This is a genomic window from Mesorhizobium sp. B2-2-4, assembly GCF_006442375.1.
Classification (GTDB): Bacteria; Pseudomonadota; Alphaproteobacteria; order Rhizobiales; family Rhizobiaceae; genus Mesorhizobium.
On the sequence record NZ_VFWB01000001.1, the window covers coordinates 431,733 to 451,561 of the forward strand.

The 19,829-nt window shown below is 64.5% G+C and carries 17 protein-coding genes and 1 pseudogene; 16 read left to right on the forward strand and 2 right to left on the reverse strand.

All coding sequences use genetic code 11. The annotated features are described in order from the left end of the window. The first annotated feature begins 110 nt into the window (after window positions 1-110). The 5 genes from FJ959_RS02220 to FJ959_RS02240 all read left to right on the forward strand — a co-directional run bounded on the left by FJ959_RS02220 (window position 111) and on the right by FJ959_RS02240 (window position 6,782). Window positions 111-1,124 carry an ABC transporter substrate-binding protein gene (locus FJ959_RS02220; RefSeq protein ID WP_140492600.1) on the forward strand — a complete coding sequence of 338 codons (1,014 nt, stop codon included), beginning with the start codon at window positions 111-113 and terminating at the stop codon, window positions 1,122-1,124. Between the two features lie 49 nt (window positions 1,125-1,173). Then, window positions 1,174-2,637: a sugar ABC transporter ATP-binding protein gene (locus FJ959_RS02225; protein WP_140559251.1), complete on the forward strand. Its 1,464-nt coding sequence runs from the start codon at window positions 1,174-1,176 to the stop codon at window positions 2,635-2,637. Between the two features lies 1 nt (window position 2,638). Next, window positions 2,639-3,613, forward strand: a complete 975-nt coding sequence (locus tag FJ959_RS02230; protein WP_140559250.1) for an ABC transporter permease — start codon at window positions 2,639-2,641, stop codon at window positions 3,611-3,613. Between the two features lie 3 nt (window positions 3,614-3,616). After that, on the forward strand, window positions 3,617-4,564 hold the full coding sequence (locus FJ959_RS02235; protein ID WP_140554821.1) for an ABC transporter permease: 948 nt from the start codon (window positions 3,617-3,619) through the stop codon (window positions 4,562-4,564). A 145-nt stretch (window positions 4,565-4,709) separates the two neighbouring features. Further along, entirely contained in the window at window positions 4,710-6,782 is a 2,073-nt protein-coding gene (locus FJ959_RS02240) for a 3-hydroxyacyl-CoA dehydrogenase NAD-binding domain-containing protein (RefSeq protein WP_140628200.1), read from the forward strand. Window positions 6,783-6,808: 26 nt separating this feature from the next. Here FJ959_RS02240 and FJ959_RS02245 read toward each other — a convergent pair whose 3' ends face one another. After that, on the reverse strand, window positions 6,809-7,615 hold the full coding sequence (locus FJ959_RS02245) for a LuxR C-terminal-related transcriptional regulator (RefSeq protein ID WP_140628203.1): 807 nt from the start codon (window positions 7,613-7,615) through the stop codon (window positions 6,809-6,811). 119 nt (window positions 7,616-7,734) lie between these two features. Between FJ959_RS02245 and FJ959_RS02250 the strand changes: the two genes are divergently transcribed. The 6 genes from FJ959_RS02250 (at window position 7,735) to FJ959_RS02275 (ending at window position 13,555) form a co-directional block, all read left to right on the forward strand. Continuing rightward, window positions 7,735-8,871 (forward strand): ABC transporter ATP-binding protein, encoded by a 1,137-nt coding sequence (locus FJ959_RS02250; protein WP_140513973.1) that lies wholly within the window; start codon window positions 7,735-7,737, stop codon window positions 8,869-8,871. Beyond that, window positions 8,852-10,015 carry a spermidine/putrescine ABC transporter substrate-binding protein gene (locus FJ959_RS02255; RefSeq protein WP_140524650.1) on the forward strand — a complete coding sequence of 388 codons (1,164 nt, stop codon included), beginning with the start codon at window positions 8,852-8,854 and terminating at the stop codon, window positions 10,013-10,015. The genes FJ959_RS02250 and FJ959_RS02255 overlap by 20 nt, the downstream gene beginning before the upstream one ends. Window positions 10,016-10,094: 79 nt before the next feature. Further along, entirely contained in the window at window positions 10,095-10,952 is an 858-nt protein-coding gene (locus FJ959_RS02260; protein WP_140492578.1) for an ABC transporter permease, read from the forward strand. Further along, window positions 10,952-11,764: an ABC transporter permease gene (locus FJ959_RS02265; protein WP_140628206.1), complete on the forward strand. Its 813-nt coding sequence runs from the start codon at window positions 10,952-10,954 to the stop codon at window positions 11,762-11,764. The genes FJ959_RS02260 and FJ959_RS02265 overlap by 1 nt, the downstream gene beginning before the upstream one ends. 10 nt (window positions 11,765-11,774) lie before the next feature. Continuing rightward, on the forward strand, window positions 11,775-12,536 hold the full coding sequence (locus tag FJ959_RS02270) for a glucose 1-dehydrogenase (protein WP_140492572.1): 762 nt from the start codon (window positions 11,775-11,777) through the stop codon (window positions 12,534-12,536). 323 nt (window positions 12,537-12,859) lie between these two features. Beyond that, window positions 12,860-13,555 carry a hypothetical protein gene (locus tag FJ959_RS02275; protein ID WP_140628208.1) on the forward strand — a complete coding sequence of 232 codons (696 nt, stop codon included), beginning with the start codon at window positions 12,860-12,862 and terminating at the stop codon, window positions 13,553-13,555. A gap of 29 nt (window positions 13,556-13,584) precedes the next feature. Here FJ959_RS02275 and FJ959_RS31520 read toward each other — a convergent pair whose 3' ends face one another. After that, entirely contained in the window at window positions 13,585-13,779 is a 195-nt protein-coding gene (locus FJ959_RS31520; RefSeq protein WP_181171870.1) for a hypothetical protein, read from the reverse strand. A 218-nt stretch (window positions 13,780-13,997) separates the two neighbouring features. Here FJ959_RS31520 and FJ959_RS32570 point away from each other — a divergent pair. The 5 genes and pseudogenes from FJ959_RS32570 to FJ959_RS02305 all read left to right on the forward strand — a co-directional run. After that, a pseudogene (locus FJ959_RS32570) lies at window positions 13,998-14,383 on the forward strand (nucleotide disphospho-sugar-binding domain-containing protein); the annotation flags it as partial. A 54-nt stretch (window positions 14,384-14,437) separates the two neighbouring features. Further along, window positions 14,438-15,811 carry a glutamine synthetase family protein gene (locus tag FJ959_RS02290; protein WP_140524685.1) on the forward strand — a complete coding sequence of 458 codons (1,374 nt, stop codon included), beginning with the start codon at window positions 14,438-14,440 and terminating at the stop codon, window positions 15,809-15,811. 2 nt (window positions 15,812-15,813) lie between these two features. Continuing rightward, window positions 15,814-17,112: an FAD-binding oxidoreductase gene (locus tag FJ959_RS02295; RefSeq protein ID WP_181165198.1), complete on the forward strand. Its 1,299-nt coding sequence runs from the start codon at window positions 15,814-15,816 to the stop codon at window positions 17,110-17,112. 198 nt (window positions 17,113-17,310) lie between these two features. Continuing rightward, window positions 17,311-18,516, forward strand: coding sequence for a 3-oxoadipyl-CoA thiolase (gene pcaF / locus FJ959_RS02300; RefSeq protein WP_140628211.1), 1,206 nt, complete (start codon window positions 17,311-17,313; stop codon window positions 18,514-18,516). A gap of 150 nt (window positions 18,517-18,666) precedes the next feature. Next, a complete protein-coding gene (locus FJ959_RS02305) occupies window positions 18,667-19,698 on the forward strand; it encodes a BMP family protein (protein ID WP_140492560.1) in 1,032 nt (343 codons plus the stop codon). The last annotated feature ends 131 nt before the right edge of the window (window positions 19,699-19,829 follow it).

Here is a 19,829-nt window from a genome sequence, read left to right on the forward strand (position 1 = left end):
GACAGCTCGCCGGCCTTCTGCACTTTTGTCTGACAATAGATAAAAAACAGGTACGCAAGCGCGATAGTCACCAGCAGCCATCAAGACCAGCAACTCGGGAGGAGTATGACATGAAGAAACTGTTCGTCCTGGGCACCCTTGCAGCGGTGCTCGCAGCCGGTACGGCGTTTGCCGACACCAGCGGCAAGAAGATCGCTTTCTCCAACAATTACGCCGGCAATTCGTGGCGGCAGGCGATGCTCGACAGCTACAACGCCGTCACCAAGAAGGCGGTGGCCGACAAGGTGGTCGGGGCCGCCGATGTCTTCACGACGGCCGACAAGGAAGTGCCGACCCAGGCAGCCCAGGTGCAAAACCTGATTCTACAGGGCTATGACGCCATCGTCATCAACGCCGCCTCGCCCGACGCGCTGAACGGTGCCATCAAGCAGGCCTGCGACGCCGGCATCGTGGTCGTTTCCTTCGACGGCATCGTCACCGAACCCTGCGCCTACCGCGTCGTCGTCGACTATAAGGACATGGGCAAGCAGGAAGTCGAGCATATGGCCAAGTTCCAGCCCAAGGGCGGCAACCTGCTCGAGATCCGTGGCCTCGCCGGCACCTCGATCGACGACGCCATCCATGCCGGCATCCTCGAGGGCGTCGCCGCTCACCCCGAATTCAAAATCGTCGGCTCGGTGACCGGCGACTGGGACCAGACGACGGCGCAGAAGGCGGTGGCGACCATCCTGCCCTCGCTGCCCGAAATCGTCGGCATCGTCGACCAGGGCGGTGACGGCTATGGCGCCGCGCAAGCCTTCGCCGCCGCCGGCAAGCCGCGCCCGACCATCATCATGGGCAACCGCCAGGACGAGCTGAAATGGTGGAAGGAACAGAAGGAAAAGGACGGCTACCAGACCTGGTCGGCCTCGATCGCGCCCGGTGTCTCGACGCTCGCCTTCTGGGTGGCGCAGCAAGTGCTCGACGGCCGCAAGGACATTCCCCACGACCTGCTGGTGCCGTATCTCGCCTTCACTCAGGACGATTTCGAGGCCGCTCTGCCGAAGATCAAGGAGGGCGGTGTCGCCACGCACGAATACACACAGGAAGATGCCATCGCGGCCATCAAAGCCAATATCAAGTGAATGTCGCACACGCGTTGCCGTGCACATCGCCGACCGGATATCGTTGAGCATGCCTGAAGGGAACGCGGACATCATCAGACTGAGCGGCGCCGAAAAACACTTCGGCGCCGTTCGCGCGCTTGGCGGCGTCGACTTCACTGTCGGGCCCGGCGAGTGCGTCGGCCTCGTCGGCCACAACGGCGCCGGCAAATCGACGCTCATGCACATGGTGGCGGGCACGCTGACACCCGACAGCGGAACGATCGGCGTGCATGGTGAGGCCGAGGAGAACTACTCGGTGTCGCGGGCACAGCAGCTCGGCATACGCTGCGTGTTCCAGGAATTGTCGCTGTGCCCCAATCTCAGCGTCGCCGAGAACACGCGCATCAACCACGCCTCGCTCACCGGCTTCGGCTGGCGGCGCAAGGCGGCCGAGCTGATCACGGCCAAGCTGGACGAAATCTTTCCCGACCATGGCATTTCGGCGGCCGACATCGCCGGTGACCTTTCAATCGGACGGCGACAGATGGTGGAGGTGGCGCGCGCGTTCACGCTGACCCGCGAGCCGCTCCACCTGGTCATCCTCGACGAGCCGACGTCCTCGCTCGACGCGCACACGGCGGGGCAGTTGCTTGCCTTCGTGCGCCGCTTCGTCGCGTCGGGTGGGAGCTGCATTCTCATCTCCCACGTGCTGGGCGAAGTGCTGCAGAACGCCGATCGCATCGTCGTGATGCGCGACGGCAAGGTTGTCGGCGCCGACGCGGCGAACGCTTTCGACCGCGATAGGCTGGTCGCCACCATGGGCGGCGCCGAAGGACATCGGAGGACCGCCACCGAAATCCGGAAAGCCGAGGCCGGCCCGTTGCGCGTGCGCGCCCGGCCGGCGCGGCAGCAGGACGGCAAGGAGCTGGTGGCCCGCGCCGGCGAGATCATCGGACTTGCCGGCCTGGCCGGCCATGGCCAGACCGACCTGCTGCTGGCGATCTTCGCCGCGGCATCGCGCGCCAAGGCCGGCGTCGAGGTCACCGCACCGGTGGCGCTTGTGGCCGGCGACCGCCAGGCGGACGGCATCTTTCCGCAGTGGTCGATCGCTGAAAATATCGGCATCCGCTCGCTGGCTCGGCTGCGCAACGGGCTGCTGATCTCGCCGCGGCGAGAGGCCGAACTGGCCGGGTTCTGGCAAAAGAAGATCGGCATCCGCACGCCGGATATGAACAACAACATCTTTTCGCTGTCGGGCGGCAACCAGCAGAAGGCTTTGTTCGCCCGGGCTCTCGGCTCCGACGCCGGGATCGTGCTGATGGACGACCCGATGCGCGGCGTCGACATCGGCACCAAGCTCGAGGTTTACGATCTCGTGCGCGAGGAGGCCGGCAAGGGCCGCACCTTCCTCTGGTACACCACAGAAACGGAAGAACTCGACAATTGCGACCATGTCTATGTCTTCAAGAACGGCCGCATCGTCGCCAATCTGACGCGCGACGAGCTGACGGAAGAAAAGATCATCCAGTCCTCCTTCGGCGACGCGGCCTGAGATGACGGCCGTCTCTGTTCAAAACGGTTCGAAGACCTTTGGGAGCGGGGCGGCACGCGCCCGCCTGCTGCGTGGGCTGCTGCCGGCGCTGTCGCTGGTGCTGGTGCTGCTCGCCATCGCCTGGCTCAATCCGCGCGCCATCAGCTATTTCGGCTTCGGCCTGATGCTCAACCTGGCGATCCCGATCGCGCTGGCGACGATCGCGCAGATGTTCGTCATATCGGGCAACGAGCTCGACCTGTCGATCGGCACCTTTGTCGGTTTCGTCGGTTGCGTCACCGCGACGTGGTTGAAGGACGCACCGCTCATCGGCGTCCTCGTCCTGCTCGGATCGATCGGTGTCTATGCGCTGCTCGGCGCGCTGATCCATCTGCGCAATTTGCCATCGATCGTGGTGACGCTGGGCATGAGTTTCGTCTGGCAGGGGCTGGCCATCCTGGTGCTGCCCAAGCCCGGCGGCAAGGCGCCGGACTGGCTGCTGGCGATCATGGCGTTCAAGCCGCCCTTTGTGCCCTTCCCGATCATCGCGGCGCTGCTGATTGGCCTCATCGTCCATTTCGGCCTGATGCGCACCTCCTATGGCGTGATTCTGCGCGGCTCGGGCGGCAACCCGGCTGCGCTCAAACGCGCCGGCTGGTCGCTGCTCAAGACCAAGGTCGTGTTGTTCGCGCTGACGGGTCTGTTCGGCGTGCTGTCCGGCATGGCGCTGATCGGCATCACCACTTCGGCCGATGCCAATATCGGCAATGGCTACACGCTGCTTTCGATCGCCGGCGTCATCCTCGGCGGCGGCGAATTCGTCGGCGGACGCGTGTCGCCGATCGGCGCGGTGATCGGCGCGCTGACCTTGGCGCTGGCGGCATCGCCGCTGCTCACCTTCATGCACATCCCGCCCGACTGGCAGGTGGCGGCCAATGGCGCCATCCTGATCATCGTGCTGGCGGCGCGGGTGCTGATCAGCCGCAAGGAGAGGTGAGCGATGACGCTGGTTAGATCGCTGGCTGCCAAACCCTGGATCTGGTCGTTCGTCGGCGCGCTTGTGGTGTGGCTGGCGACGATCGCCTTCACCGGCGGCTATGGCGCCGGCGGCATGGTAACCGCTGCCCTTTCGCTCGCGGTGTTCACCGTCATCGTCGGCGTCGGCCAGATGTTCGTCATCACGCTTGGGCCGGGCAATGTCGACCTGTCGCTACCGGCCAATATCGGGCTCGCCAGCGCGGTGGCCATGAAGGTGATGGGCGGCAGCGATGCCATGATCGTGGTCGGGCTGCTGGCCGCGCTTGCCTGTGGTGCCGCGATCGGTGCCGTGAACTATCTGCTGATCTGGGCGCTGCGAATACCGCCGATCATCGCCACTTTGTCGGCGAGCTTCATCATCCAGTCGGTCGACATCAGCTATGGGCGCGGATTGCAGATCAAGCCGCCGCCGGGCTTTGCCGATTTCGCCAACCGGCAGGTTCTCGGCATTCCGGTGCTGGCGGTTCTCACCGTGCTGTTTACCATCGGTGCGGCCATCGCCTTGCAGCGCATGATCTATGGCCGCTCGGTGCTGGCGATAGGCCAGAACATCCGCGCCGCCTGGCTCGCCGGCGTCAATGTCGGCCGCGTCCGTTTCCTCACCTACACGCTGTCGGGCGCGCTCGGCGGCATCGACGGCGCGCTGCTCGCCGGTTATTTCCGCGGCGCCAATGTCGATATCGGCAACGAGTATTTGCTGGCTTCGATCGCCGTGGTGGTCATCGGCGGCACCTCGGTGGCCGGCGGCAAGGCCAATGTGCCCGGCGTCTGGGGCGCGGCGCTGTTCCTGGTGCTGCTTTTGACCATGCTCAACACATTCGGCGTCAGCGCCGGCGTGCGCCTGCTTTTGACCGGGCTGATCATAGTCGGCGTCATCACGGCGGCAGGCGGGGAGAAGGCGGTGCGGTGATATTCGCTTCTCTTCAACCGCAACTCGCCAGCGTGCCGTCTTACAGCCTGTCCTGACAAGTCCTGTGCCAGTGCGGCACGCGGTTCCCATTCGCGGCGCAGCCTAGTAAACCCTCCGGATCGCAGCCGGTGTCGGGAGGGTCAACTTGTCCAATTTTGTCAGCGTCGCCAGGGACAGCGACGTCGCCATCGTCGCCATCGACAATCCGCCGGTCAACGCGCTGAGCTTTCATGTCCGCGAACCACTGATGCACGCGCTGGCTGCCTTGCGTGACGACGCATCGGTCGGAGCCATCGTCGTCGCGTGCGCGGGCCGGACCTTCGTCGCCGGCGCCGACATCACCGAATTCGGCAAGCCGGTGCAACAGCCCGAGCTGCGTGCCATCATTGGGACGCTGGAAACCATCGCCAAACCTACGGTCGCCGCCATCCACGGCACCGCGCTGGGCGGCGGGCTGGAGCTGGCGCTCGGCTGTCACTTCCGCGTTGCCGATGCCGACGCCAGGCTCGGCCTGCCCGAGGTGAAGCTTGGACTGCTGCCGGGCGGCGGCGGCACGGTGCGGCTGCCGCGCCTCGTCGGCGCGATCAAAGCGCTCAGGATGATCGTTTCCGGTGCGCTGGTCGGTGCTGATGAGGCGCATGAAGCCGGACTGGTCGATGCTGTGTTCGAGAGTAACGTGATCACGCATGCCGTGAACTTCGCCAGGGAGATCGCTCGCAAGGGCGGGCCGTTCACGCCGGTGCGCGATCGCGATGACGAGATCAAGAAAACCGAGCTGGCCGCTTTCGATGCCGAGGCGGCGGATCTCGCCAGGAAGGCGCGCGGCCTCGACGCACCGATCGCTTGCGCGCAAGCGGTGCGCAACACCGTCACGATGTCGTTCGAGGAAGCTCTGGCTGCCGAACGCGCGCTGTTCATGAAGCTGGTCGCCGACGATCAGTCGCGGGCGCAGCGGCATCTGTTCTTCGCCGAGCGTGAAGCGGCAAAGGTCCCGGGCAAGGATCTTGTCCGGCGCAGGATCGCCCGTGTCGGCGTCGTCGGCGCCGGCACGATGGGCGGCGGCATCGCCATGGCCTTCGTCAATGGCGGTTTTCCAGTCACGTTATTGGAGACCAGCCAGGAAGTCTTGCAGCGCGGGCTCGGCATGATCGACAAGAACTATGCCGTCTCGGTCTCGCGTGGCTCCTTGACCGAAGACGCCAAGCGCCAACGCCTCGCTCAATTCAAGGGCTCCACCGACTATTCCGACCTCGCCGATTGCGACCTGATCATCGAGGCGGTGTTCGAGGACATGGCGGTCAAGAAAGAGGTGTTCGGCAAGCTCGATGCCATGGCCAAGCCGGGAGCGATACTCGCCACCAACACCTCCTATCTCGACATCGACGAAATCGCCGCCTCGATCTCGCGCCCGCAAGACGTGCTCGGCCTGCACTTCTTCTCGCCGGCCAACGTCATGAAGCTGTTGGAGATCGTGCGCGCCGACAAGACCGCGCCCGACGCGCTGGCAACCGTAGTCGACTTGGCGCGGCGGATCGGCAAGGTGGCGGTCGTCGTCGGCGTCTGCCACGGCTTCGTCGGCAACCGCATGCTGGCCGCGCGCGGCTCCGAATCGGAAGCCTTGCTGCTGGAAGGCGCGACGCCCAGCCAGATCGACAAGGCCTTCACCGATTTCGGCTGGCCGATGGGGCCGTTCCAGATGGGCGATCTCGCCGGCCTCGACATTGGCTGGCGCAACCGCAAGGCGCGAGGCCAGACGGCCGTGATCGCCGACATGTTGTGCGAACAGGGGCGTTTCGGTCAGAAAACCGGCCGTGGGTTCTATCTTTACGAGAACGGGTCACGTATGCCGGTCCGGGACCCGCAGGTCGAGGCGCTGATCCGCGGTAAGGCAGCCGAGAAGGGCATCGCGCCGCGCGAAATCAGCGCGGAAGAAATCATCGAGCGCACCCACTACCCACTAATCAATCAAGGAGCGAAAATCCTCGAAGAAGGGATAGCCGCCCGCGCCTCCGACATCGATGTCATCTGGGTCAACGGCTATGGCTTTCCCATCGGCAAGGGCGGGCCGATGTTCTGGGCCGGTCTGGAAGGCGCGACCAGGATCGTCGAGCGGCTCGAATATTGGCATCAGCGGACGGGCAAGGATGTTTTCAAGCCGGTGCGGCTGCTGAAACGGATGGCCGAGACCGGCTCCTGGGAAGCTGGTGCAAGACCCTGATCGAAAGGTGGTCGAAGTGGGTCGGACTATCTTATCCGCGCGTCGATGATTTCGACAAAGCGGGCAAAAAGGCCGGCCTGCGACTTGATCTTGAGCTTGCGATAGATGTTGCGGCGATGGACCTTCACCGTCCCCGGCACGATGCGCATGGCCCGGGCGATCGATTCGGTGGAATGCCCTTGCAGCACCAGGTCGACGACATGCTTTTCGCGCGGCGTCAGGGACAGACTCTTCCAGATATGGGCGCGATCGAACTCGTTGACCGCCGCCAATGCATCGGCTTGCCCGGCCTCGGCCGGCTCGTCGGCGGGAAGGGCGGGCCAGCGCAATCGGGCGAAGGCGACCACCGCCGGCGCCATGTCGCGCAGCAGTCTGGCGTCGGCGGTCCCGAACGGACCTGAAGCGCGCAACCGCATCAGCGACAGCACCAGCGCATCCTTGCCCGGCAGCGGAACGAAGAAGCCGACCTCCTCGGCCAGCCTGGTCTGGCTGTAGTAGGAGCGAAAATATTCGCTGGCGTAGAAGCGGTCGGGCGCCAGCTCGCGCATGCGCCAGAACCCTTCCTTGCGTTCGACCGCCGCGTGATGGAACGGGTCGAGCAGGTATGGGCCTTCCTGATAGAGCGCGACGAAGACATGGCTCTCGGCCGACGAGAAGGTCTCGAACAGCAACGGCGGACGGGCAGCGCCGCGGTAGCCGAAGATCACGCAATGATCGAAGTCGACGTGCTGCCGCAGCCAAGCGACCATCGCCCTGCCGAAGACGTCGCCGCTCGTCTCCCGCGTCGCCGCGACCAGCGCGGCGAGCTGGCTGTAGTCGTCGCTGCGGGACATCCAATACCCCCTTAAACAAGAAAATAGGTCAGATATACCACCTGCGAGGTATATACTAGCTGCCGTTGGCTCTGGTAGCGTCCCGAAATCGCATCGTCCTGTCGCTGGAGCCCGCAGCCTTGACCGCAGTGCCCGACATCGAGTTTCGCGGCGTCACCAAGCGCTATGGCGCGGTGACCGCGGTCAGCGGCATCGATCTGGCCGTGCCGCCCTCCGCCTTCGTTGCCCTGCTCGGACCATCCGGCTGCGGCAAGACGACCTGCCTGCGCATGATCGGCGGCTTCGAACAGCCGAGCGAGGGCAAGGTGCTCATCCGCGGCCAGGACATGGCCGACACGCCGCCCTACAGGCGGCCTGTCAACATGGTGTTTCAGCAATATGCACTGTTCCCGCATCTGGACGTGAACGACAATGTCGCCTACGGGTTGCGCCAGGCACGACCGCGGCTGTCGTCGCGCGAGATCGGCCTGCGGGCAGGCAAAGCGCTGGAAATGGTGCGGCTCGCCGGTTATGGCGGCCGCAAGGTCCACGAACTGTCCGGCGGCCAGCAGCAGCGTGTCGCTCTCGCCCGCGCGCTGGTCAACAAACCGGCGGTGCTGCTGCTCGACGAGCCGCTGGCGGCGCTCGACAAGAAGCTGCGCACCGACATGCAGATCGAATTGCAGAACCTGCAACGCGAGATCGGCATCACCTTCGTGCTGGTCACCCACGACCAGGAGGAAGCGCTGTCGATGAGCGATTTCGTCTGCGTCATGAATGGCGGCCGCATCGTTCAGCTTGGGCAGCCGAGCGAGATTTATGACGAACCGGCCGACCTGTTCGTCGCCGATTTCGTCGGCAAGACCAATCTCTTGAGCGGCGCCGTCGCAGGGCATTCGGGCGATCTGGTGGATGTGAAGCTGGCCGATGGCACCGTCATCGCGGCGCGCAAGCGGGTGGATTTGCGGCAGGGCGAAACCGTTTCGGTCAGCCTGCGTCCTGAATCGCTCAGTCTCGGTGGCCCGACTAGCGGCCCGCTCAAGGGCATCGTCCGCAACCGGATCTTTCTGGGCTCCACGGCGGAATACGCAGTCGAGGTCCAGGGCATCGGAACGCTGCTGGCCAAGGCCGACCACATGATCGGCCAGGGCAATCTCTTCAAGCCGGGTGAACCCGTCGCCATCGGCTTTGCCGCCGGAACGCCGTTGGCGTTCGCGGATCCAAAGAACAACGGGACCAACCAGAGGGTAGAAAAACATGTCGAAATCATATCGTGACGGACTGCCGATAAGCCCCGAGAATTTCGTCGACCAGCTGATGCGCCTCAAGCGCGGCTCGATCGGCCGCCGCGACTTCCTTGGCCTCACCGGCCTCGGCATCGCGACGGCGGTGATGGCGCGCGAGATCGGCATCATGCCGACGTCGGCCTTTGCCGCCGAGAACCTCGGCGACCGCATGTCGATTGCCACCTGGCCCAACTATCACGACCCGCAGACCTTCGAGAATTTCAAGAAGGACACAGGCGTGGCCGTCGAGGTCAACGTGTTCGGCTCGAATGAGGAGATGCTGGCCAAATTGCAGGCCGGGGCGTCGGGCTGGAGCCTGTTCGTGCCGACCAACTACACGATCTCGACCTACAAGAAGCTCGGCATCATCGAGCCGCTCGACATGGCCAAGCTGCCGAATTTCGACGGCACGCAGGAAGATCCGCGCTTCACCTCGGAAGGCACGATCGACAGCACCATCTATGCGGTGCCGAAGAACTGGGGCACCACTGGCTTTGCCGTCAACACCAAGAAGCTGACCAAGCCGATGACGAGCTGGAAGGAGTTCTGGGACACGGCCATGGCGGAAGGCGATGGCCGCACTATGGTGCACGACTATCAGCTGACCACGATCGGCAATGCGCTGAAATATTATGGCTACTCCTTCAACTCGCTGAAGCAGGACGAGCTCGCCAAGGCCGAGGAATTGCTGCTCAAGGTCAAGCCGCATCTGTTCGCGGTGTCTTCCGACTACCAGCCGGGCATGCGCGCGGGCGATGCCTGGATGACAATGTGCTGGACCAATGACGGTGCGCAGCTCCATCGCGACATTCCGGAGATCGCCTATGTGCTGGGCAAGGAAGGCGGCGAGATCTGGACCGACTTCTACGCCATCCCGAAGGACGCGCCGAACAAGCCGGCCGGCTACGCCCTGCTCAACTATCTGATGAACCCGCAGGTCGCGGTCAAGGAGCACCTCGCCAACGGCGCGCCTTCCACCGACGCCCGCGTCAACAAGCTGCTGCCGAAGGAGGTGCTGGACAATCCGATCCTCTATCCGGCGGCCGACCTGTTGACGCCGCTGGAATTTGGCGCTGCGGCAACGCTGACCGATCCGGGTCGCGCCGAGCTGATGGCGCGCTTCAAGTCTGCTTGAGCCAGGCGGGGCAACAAATCCCATTCGAGACAAACTTGACCGGCGGGCCCAGACCCGCCGGCACCGGGGCAATCCTTCGATGCGCGGCATTCGCAAAAATCTGCTGACGGCCATGCTGCTCGGGCCGGCGGCCGCGTGGCTCGTCGTGTTCCTGGTGCTGCCGTTCATGGCCATCGCCGTCTTCAGCGTCGGCGAGCGGGCGCCGGAGGGCGGCTATCAGGCGGCCTTCACGCTGGCGCAATATGCCAATCTTCCGGCGCGGGCGACCGCGTTCTGGAACACGATGGTGCTGGCTCCGGTGGGCGCGCTCGCCTGTCTGCTCGTGGCCTATCCCGTCGCCTATTACCTCGCCCTGCGGGCGCCGCAGCGCTGGCGGTTGATCCTGCTCGCGCTGGTCGTCATACCGTTCTGGACCAGCCTTTTGATGCGTACCTATGCCTGGATGTACATTTTGGGTGGACGCGGCATCCCGGCGCTGCTCGCCTTTGTCGGCATCGAGGACGTCAGGCTGATCAACACGCCGGGCGCCGTCCTGCTCGGCATCGTCTATGGCTATCTGCCGCTGATGATCCTGCCGATCTATGTCAGCCTCGAGCGGCTCGATCGCCGCCTGCTGGAGGCCTCCGCCGATCTCGGCGCGACGCCGCTCTCCACTTTCTTGGGCGTGACCTTGAAACTGTCGCTGCCCGGCGTGATGACCGGCTTCTCGCTGGTGATGATCCTGCTGCTTGGCGAGTACCTGATTCCGACGCTGCTTGGCGGCGGCAAGGTGTTCTTCATCGGCAATGCGCTGGTCGACCTGTTCCTGCAGTCGCGCAACTGGCCGTTCGGATCGGCCATCGCGATCACGCTGGTGCTGGTTTCGGTTGTAGTGCTGATTGCCGCCAACCGCATCTCGACCCGCGTCTCGGGCGCCCGCCGGGTGGATCTGATCTGATGCGCGTCTTCGTCGTAACCGTCTTCGCCTTCCTCTATCTGCCGATCGCGTTGGTCGTGCTGTTCTCCTTCAACGCCGGCCATCATGCCAGCGAGTTCACCGGTTTTTCGGTGCAATGGTACGGCAAGGCGCTGGCGAACCCATTCCTGGTCGAGGCGCTGAAGAACAGCCTGTTCATCGCCACCACCAGCGCCTTGCTGGCGGCGGTGTTCGGCACCGCGGCCGCGCTCGGCCTGGCACGCGTCGGGGTGCGGACCCGCGCCGTCTTCGACGCCTTGCTTGGAGCCGCAATCGTCGTTCCCGGCGTCGTCATCGGCATTTCGACACTGGTCGCACTCGTCCAGCTGTTCGCCGTCGTCAATCCGTTCCTCGCCTCGATCTGGCCGGACGATCAGCCGCCGCGCCTGTCGCTCGGCTATGGTTCGATCATCGCCGCGCACGGCCTGTTTTCGATGGCGCTGGTGACGATGATCGTCGGCACGCGGCTGGGCAGCCTTGATCGCAACTTGGTCGAGGCATCCAGCGATCTCTACGCCACGCCGCTGACGACGTTCCGTTCCATCGTCCTGCCGCAGATCTTGCCGGCGGTGGTCGCCGGCTTCCTGCTCGCCTTCACCTTCTCCTTCGACGATTTCATCGTCGCCTTCTTCGTCGCCGGCGCGCAGACGACGCTGCCGATCTATGTCTTTGCGTCGATCCGGCGCGGGGTGACGCCGGAGATCAATGCCATCGCGACGATCGTGCTCGTCGCCTCCGTCCTGCTCGTGGTGCTTGCCCAATGGCAGCTGCGCCAGCGCAAGCCGTCAAACTAAAGGTCGCATCATGATCCTCGAAGACCGCATCGCCGTGGTGACAGGCGCCGGTTCCGGCATCGGGCGCGCCGGCGCCATGATCATGGCCAGGGAAGGCGCGGTGGTCGTCATCGCGGACAGGGATCGGACCAGCGGCGAGGCGACGGCTTCGGATATACGCGCCGCGGGCGGCCGGGCGGAGGCGGTCGCCACCGACGTCTCGGACGACAATGCGGTCGAGCAGCTCCTTGCCGGTACGCTCGACCGGCATGGGCGCATCGACATCCTGCACAATCATGCAGGTATCCAGGTCGGCGGCACGCTGACCGAGGTCGAGACCGGCGGCATGGACGCTTCCTGGCGGGTCAATGTGCGGGCGCAGTTCCTGGCGGCAAGGATCGTCATGCCATCGATGGTCGCACAGGGCGGCGGCGTCATCCTGAACACGGCCTCCAATTCGGGCGTGTTCTACGACCGCGAGATGATCGCCTATGCGACCTCGAAACATGCCGTGGTGGCGATGACCAGGCAGATGTCGCTCGACTATGCCCGCCACAATGTGCGCGTCAACGCGCTCTGCCCCGGCTGGGTCGACACGCCGTTCAATGGACCGTTCATCGCCCAGATGGGCGGACGCGAGGCAATCGAAGCCTATGTCCGCACCAAGATCCCGATGGGCCGCTGGGCCAGCGCCGAGGAGATCGCCGAGGCGATCCTCTTCCTCGTGTCCGATCGGTCATCCTTCATGACCGGCCAGGCGTTGGTGATCGACGGTGGCGAAAGCATCGGCTGAATCAGCCGTCTGGGCCTTCGGCCGATTGGTGAAAAGCGCCGTCGCCTGCGCGTTCTGGGCCAGAGCCGCGTCGCCGGCCGGCAGCGCCGAAATCAACTCTGACCGGCAGTTCGGACCATGGTCCGACCGGCATGGGACTTCAGTACCACAGCCGTTCAAAAACGTCGATTTCTGTTGGATATCAAGCAGTTGCCGTACCGACAGGTTCCCTGCTCTCTTATTGAGACAGTCTTTGTCTAAAGTTTACTGCGCATAATTAGCGGCTTCTCATACGAACTTACGATAGCAGCGGGCGCAGAGCGGCGTTTCCCCAGGAGACTGACATGACAAACCGGAAAACTGTGTTGGCGGCGCTAGCCGCACTGGCGCTTCTGGCGTCTCCGGCACTGGCCGGCAATGGACACGGCGGAGGCCATGGCGGTGGTCACAGCGGCGGCAATGGCAATGGTGGCGCCCACGGCAACAGCGGCGCTACGCACGGTAAGTCCTCGTCGGCCCGCGGGCAGGTAGCCAAGGCGACAAGGGACGCAACGATCACGGTCGATACGAAGACAAAGGTTTCGTCCCTGCCCAAGGAAAAGAACCTCCACGCCAAGCTCGGCCGGCTGAACTCGCTCCAGCGCAACGTCAACGCCTATATGGATTCCAAGAGCAGGAAATTCGCTGCGCTTCAGGCCTTCGTGGCGCAGTCGGCAAAAGCCAAGGTCGCACAAACCCAGCTGGATGCCCTGAATTCACAGCTGGACGCACTGACATCTCTGACGCCGGACCAGATCGCCGCCATGACCCCCGAGGAGCAGGCGGCCCTGCCTGGACAGATATCGGCTCTGCAGGACCAGATCGACGCCCAGCAGGAAGTGGTCGACGCCGCGGCGGTCGGCACCGACCCGGCCGCGCTCGACGCGGCGTTGACGGATATGGCCAACAAGCCCGTCGACGCCGAGGTCACCGCTTGGGCCCAAGGCGTCCTTGCCGGCAAGATCGACGAGACGGCCGCTGCAATGCAACCGACGCCCTAGCATCGCCAGCGATAACGGGGCATCCGGCCTCACATGTGTTTGCGGCCAACCGCTTCGTGGCCGATGTCTTGTCCGATCACCTCAAGCTGCGGCGGCTGCCGGCATCTATGCCGGTGGCCGCCAATGTCTTTCGGCTGCGGCAATCGCTGCGCGAACGTCTGAAAGCACTCGACCAGCTCGAAAGCCGGCAGTATTAGGTGACTGCCGATCTGCTTCGCGTCCATCTGCGGCTCTCGCAAACTGCGACCGCAAGCGGCCGGCCGCGGCGCTCCCGCGCCGTTCGGCATGATCAGCCGGCCGGATTGAAGAGGAATAATTGACGCGTAAAGCCAGCCCGACCATCGCGCTGTTTCCCGAAGCAGGCTTCGGCGCGGCGTTGAATTGCGTCGGCATCGCGCAGGCCGTGCGGGGCGCCCGCCCCGTCTTCATCTCCCAACCCGGCCTTTCCGGTGTCTTTGCCGACAAGCTGCCGGCGCGCTTCATCGTCAATGTCGGCGGCCTGCGCGACGCTTACCGAGCGGTGCCCGACAATGTCTATCTCGGCGCCTGGTTTCCGCAGTCCTCGGCGGTGGCGAAGTTGGATTTGTTCATCCACCACGGCGGCAACACCGGCTTTGCGAGGCGCTGCGCTTCTGTGTGGCGTCGCTGATCATGCCCTATTGCCGGGACGGCCACGACAATGCACCTCGCGCCGAAGAGACCGGCACCGGCGATCATATCGGCCGTGACGGCTGGACCGAAGGAGTATTGGAGAGAGCCATTCCCGGCCTGCTGGCCGACGACGCCATGCGCGCCCGCCTCAAGGGAAATGCAGCCAGATGGCGCTGACACCCAGAACGTGGCCGCGCAAGCCATACTCTCTCTGATACGGACTTGAACGAAATGCTTGAGAAGAACACGAATACCGCGCCCTTCAGCGATCCCAAGGCATGGTTGGCGCAGCACGGCATCAACGAGGTCGAATGCCTGGTGCCCGACATGAACGGCGTGCTGCGCGGCAAGGCGCTGCCGACGGCAAAATTCCTCACGGCGCTGGAAGACCGCGCGCTTTATCTGCCGAGCAGCGCCTTCCTGGTCAGCATAGACGGGCGCTATTCCGGTTCCATCGACGAGGGTTTTGCGTATTCGGACCCCGACATGCGCATGGTGCCCGATGTCTCGACGCTTTGCCTGGCGCCGGGCGCCGGCGCTGGCAAGGCCTACGTCTTCGCCGACGCCTTCCACATGGACGGCCGGCCATGGATGGCCTCGCCGCGCCATGTTCTGCGCGCCGTGCTCGATCTCTACCGGCAGCGCGGCTGGCGGGCGGTAGTGGCGCCGGAGCTCGAATTCTACCTGACCGCGCCCAATCCCGATCCCGACAAGCCGCTGACCGCGCCGACCGGCGGCAATGGCCGCGCCGAGGCCGTGCAGCATCCCTATGACATGGCGGCGCTCGAGGAATATGAACCGGTGGTCCGGCGCGTCTATGACTATGCGGAGGCGGCCGGACTGCCGCTCGATACGCTGATTCATGAATCGGGACCGGGGCAGTTGGAGATCAACTTCCTGCATGGCGACGCGCTGCCGCTGGCCGACAAGGTGCTGCTGTTCAAACGGCTGACGCGCCAGGCCGCCCAGCAAGACGGCATGTATGCGACCTTCATGGCCAAGCCGATCGCCGCACAGGCCGGCAGCTCGATGCATCTGCACATGTCAGTCATCGACGAGGCCGGCAACACGTTGTTTGCCGGCAGCGATGATGCCGATACCGCGATGTTCGGTTATTTCATCGGCGGCCTGCAAAAATACATTCCCGAAATCATGCCGCTGTTCGCGCCCAACGTGAATTCGTTCCGACGCGTTAGACCAAACCACAGCGCGCCGGCCAACATCGAATGGTCGCATGACAACCGTTCCTGCGGCCTGCGCGTGCCGGCCGGCGGGCGCGCCGCGCGGCGGGTGGAGAACCGGCTGCCGGGTGCCGATTGCAATCCGTATCTGGCGATCGCCGGCTCGCTTCTGGCGGGCTATCTGGGCGTCGAACAGAAGCTGGCGCGCTCGGCGGAAGCATCCGGAAATGCCTACAAGATCAAGAGCACGCTGCCGAAAACGATGGAGGAGGCGCTGGATCGTTTCGAGGCCTGTGAACCGGTGCGCAAACTGCTCGGCGAGGACTTCTTCCAGACCTATCTGCGCGTGAAAAGCGTCGAGCTCGACCTGTTCCAGAGCGTGGTGACGAGCTGGGAACGCGACCACCTGCTCTTGAAGGTGTGATCATGGCATCTTCAACGGGTTTCAATTCCGGTCTCGACATCGGCAAGTCCTACTATGTCGCCACCGCCAATCCGGCGCCGGACCATCCGGCACTTATCGGCGATGTCGAGGCCGACCTGGTGGTCGTCGGCGGCGGCTGCACCGGTCTGTCGGCCGCTCTTCACGCCGCCGAACGCGGCTTGAAGGTGGTGCTGCTGGAAGGCGGCAAGATTGGCTGGGGCGCTTCGGGCCGCAATGGCGGCCAGATGATCCCCGGCCTGCGCAAGGGCGCCAAGGGTCTGGTCAAGCTTTATGGGCCTGAACGGGCAAAGGCGCTGTTCGATCTCGCCTTCGAGGCGCGCAGCCTGGTGCTCGACATTATCGAGCGCCATACGATCGACTGCGATCTCAGGCTGACCGGCCATCTGGTCGGCGCGGTCAACGGCTCCGATCTCAGGGATTTGGAGGAAGAGGCGAAATGCCTCGAGAGCGTGATGAAATTCCGCGACCTCGAGATCCTGTCGGCGGCGCAGGCCCGGGCCAAGGTCGACACGCCCTATCACGGCGCGATGTACGAGCCGCTCGGCGGCCACATGCATCCCTTGAATTACACGCTCGGGCTTGCCCGCGCTGCAAGCGCGGCCGGCGTCGTCATCCACGAGAATTCGGTGGCCGTGCGGCTTGAGCGCGAGCCTTCGATCCGGGTCTCGACGTCAAAAGGATCGGTGCGCGCAAAGCATGTCGTGCTGGCTGGCGACGCGCTGCTCAATGGGCTGGAGCCGCGCGTCAACAGCCGCATCATGCCGGTCGGCAACTACATCGTCGCCACCGAGCCGCTGGAGGGCTCCCGCAACGTCATTCCTGCCAATGTCGCGGTGTCCGACACGCGCTTCGTCGTCAACTATTACCGCATGTCGGCCGACGGTCGCCTGCTGTTCGGCGGCGGCGAGCGCTACACGCCGTCGCCGCCGGCCGATATTGCCGGTTTCGTGCGGCCGCACATGGAAGGCACCTTTCCGCAGCTCAAGGGCTGCCGGATCGACCATGCCTGGGGTGGGCTGGTGTCGGTGACGACGTCGCGACTGCCGCATGTCGGGCACTATGGCGAGGTCTATTACGCGCACGGCTATTCCGGCAAGGGCGTCATCCTGTCGACGCTGTCGGGCAAGCTGCTCGCCGAAGCCATCACCGGCGACGCCTCGCGGCTGGACCTGTTCTCGACGCTGACCCCGATGCCCTTCCCCGGAGGCACGGCGCTGCGCGGGCCGCTCTATGTGCTGGGAATGCTGTGGTATGCGATGAGGGATCGGATGAAGCATTGAGCTCGCGGCCAACCGGCTGATCGTGGCGCTGCATCCAAGCGTGATTCGCCAGCAGGGCAGGAGAGCTGTGGCTGGGTGGTTAAGTTCGCGCAGGCGCTTGACGAAATGCCGGCGCCAAGCGAACCGAGCTACGACATTGCGCGACCTGCACGCGTCGCACCAAGGCGGCGCATGAGGGAAACGGGAGAGCTGACTGACATGGCCGAAGCCTATATCTGCGACTATATCCGCACGCCGATCGGCCGCTTTGGCGGCTCGCTGTCCTCGGTACGCGCCGACGACCTCGGTGCCATTCCGCTGAAGGCACTGATCGAGCGCAATGCCGGCGTCGACTGGCAGGCGGTCGACGACGTTGTCTACGGTTGCGCCAACCAGGCCGGCGAGGACAACCGCAACGTGGCGCGCATGGCGCTGCTGCTGGCCGGCCTGCCGAAGGAAATCCCCGGCTCGACCGTCAACCGCCTGTGCGGCTCGGGCATGGATGCGCTGACCATCGCCGCCCGTGCAATCAAGGCCGGCGAGGCCGAGCTGATGATCGCGGGCGGCGTCGAATCGATGAGCCGGGCGCCCTTCGTCATGCCCAAGGCCGAGACGGCGTTTTCACGCAATGCCGAGATCTACGACACCACGATCGGCTGGCGCTTCGTCAACCCGCTGATGAAGAGTCAGTATGGCGTCGATTCCATGCCGGAGACGGGCGAAAATGTCGCCGAGGATTTTTCGGTTTCCCGCGCGGACCAGGACGCTTTCGCGGTGCGCAGCCAGGACAAGGCCGTCGCCGCGCAGTCCAATGGCCGGCTGGCCAAGGAAATAACCGCGGTGACCATTCCGCAGCGCAAGGGCGATCCGGTTGTCGTCTCGAAGGACGAGCACCCCCGCGCTGGCACCACGATAGAGGCCTTGGCCAAGCTGCCGACGCCGTTCCGGCAAGGCGGCACGGTGACCGCCGGCAATGCCTCGGGCGTCAATGACGGGGCGGCGGCGCTGATCGTCGCTTCGGAAGCGGCGGCCAGGAAATACGGCCTGACGCCGATCGCCCGCATCCTCGGCGGGGCCGCCGTCGGCGTCGCCCCGCGCATCATGGGCATCGGCCCGGCGACGGCGACGCAAAAACTGTGCACACGGCTTGGCCTGACGCCAAAACAGTTCGATGTCATCGAGCTCAACGAAGCCTTCGCCTCGCAAGGCATCGCAGTGCTGCGCCAGCTCGGCATCGCGGTGGATGCGCCGCACGTCAACCCGAATGGCGGCGCCATAGCGCTCGGCCACCCCTTGGGCATGTCGGGCGCGCGCATCTCCGGCACGGCGGCGCTGGAGCTGCGCGAACGCGGCGGCCGCTATGCGCTGGCGACCATGTGCATCGGCGTCGGCCAAGGCATCGCCATCGTGCTCGAACGGGTCTGAACAACCGCTCTCCCGGCTAGTCCAGGAGAGTGGATATGATCGATCTGCCAAATTTGACCATGTGGACAAAAGTCCGGACCCGTTCCATAGTTCCTCGTCTGATTTTTAGAACGGCCGGCTCGACACGGCTGTCGAACAGAGGGGACTGCAATGGAAAACCGGAAGAACAAATCTCATTCAACGCGCGAAGGCCTTTCGCGGCGCAACGTGCTGGAACTGGGCGCGCTTGGCCTGGCCGCGGCGATGCTGCCGGGCGCCGCCTTCGCCAAGGACAAGAAGCTGAAAGTAGCGGCGATCTTCGCCACGCCCATCGAGGAGCCGTGGGACAACCAGATCCATGTCGCTTTGCAGAAGGCCGAGAAGGAACTCGGCATCGAGTATAAATGGTCGGAGAAGGTGCAGACCGCCGACTTCAGCCGCGTCATGCGCGAATATGCACAGGGCGGCTATGAACTGGTGCTGGGCGATGCCTTCGCCGCCGAGCGTGAATCGCGCCGCACCGCCAAGCAGTTCCCGAAGACTGCCTGGCTGTTCGGCTCCGGCGCCGGGCCGGCGGAGCCCAATTTCGGCGTCTTCGACAATTGGATCCACGAGCCCGCCTATCTCTCCGGCATGATCGCCGGCAAGATGTCGAAGTCGGGCACGGTCGGCGCCGTCGCGGCGATGGGCATTCCGGAAGTGAACCGGCTGGTCAACGCCTTCTTCGCCGGCGCCAAGGAGGTCAATCCGAACATCAAGAAGAAGGTCGCCTTCATCGGTTCCTTCTTTGATCCGCCCAAGGCCAAGGAAGCGGCGGTGGCGCAGATCGACGCCGGCGTCGACGTCATCTATGCCGAGCGTTTCGGGGTCATCGAAGCGGCGGTGGAGAAAAAGATCTACGCCATCTCCAACATGTCCGACCAGTCGAGCCTTGGCCCCGACACCGTCATTACCGGCCCGGTCTGGGATATGTATCCCACCGTCGAACAAGCCATAAAACTGGTCAAGGCCGGCGTCTTCACGGCGCAGGACTATGGCGATTTCTCGCGCATGGCCAAGGGCGGTTCTCACCTGGCGCCTTACCATAAGTTCGACAAGACGCTGCCGGCCGAGGTCAAGGACATGGTCGAGAAGAAGAAGGCCGAAATCCTCGAAGGCAATTTCCGCGTCGACGTGGACGAGAACACACCGGTTTCGGATTGAGTTCCTTAACCCTCCCCATTGTGGGGAGGGTCGATCCGCGAAGCGGAGCGGGTTGGGGTCGGCGCCGCACCCCACCCCGTCTTACGATCTTCGCTTCGCTGCGATCGCAAGCCGACCCTCCCCACAAGGGG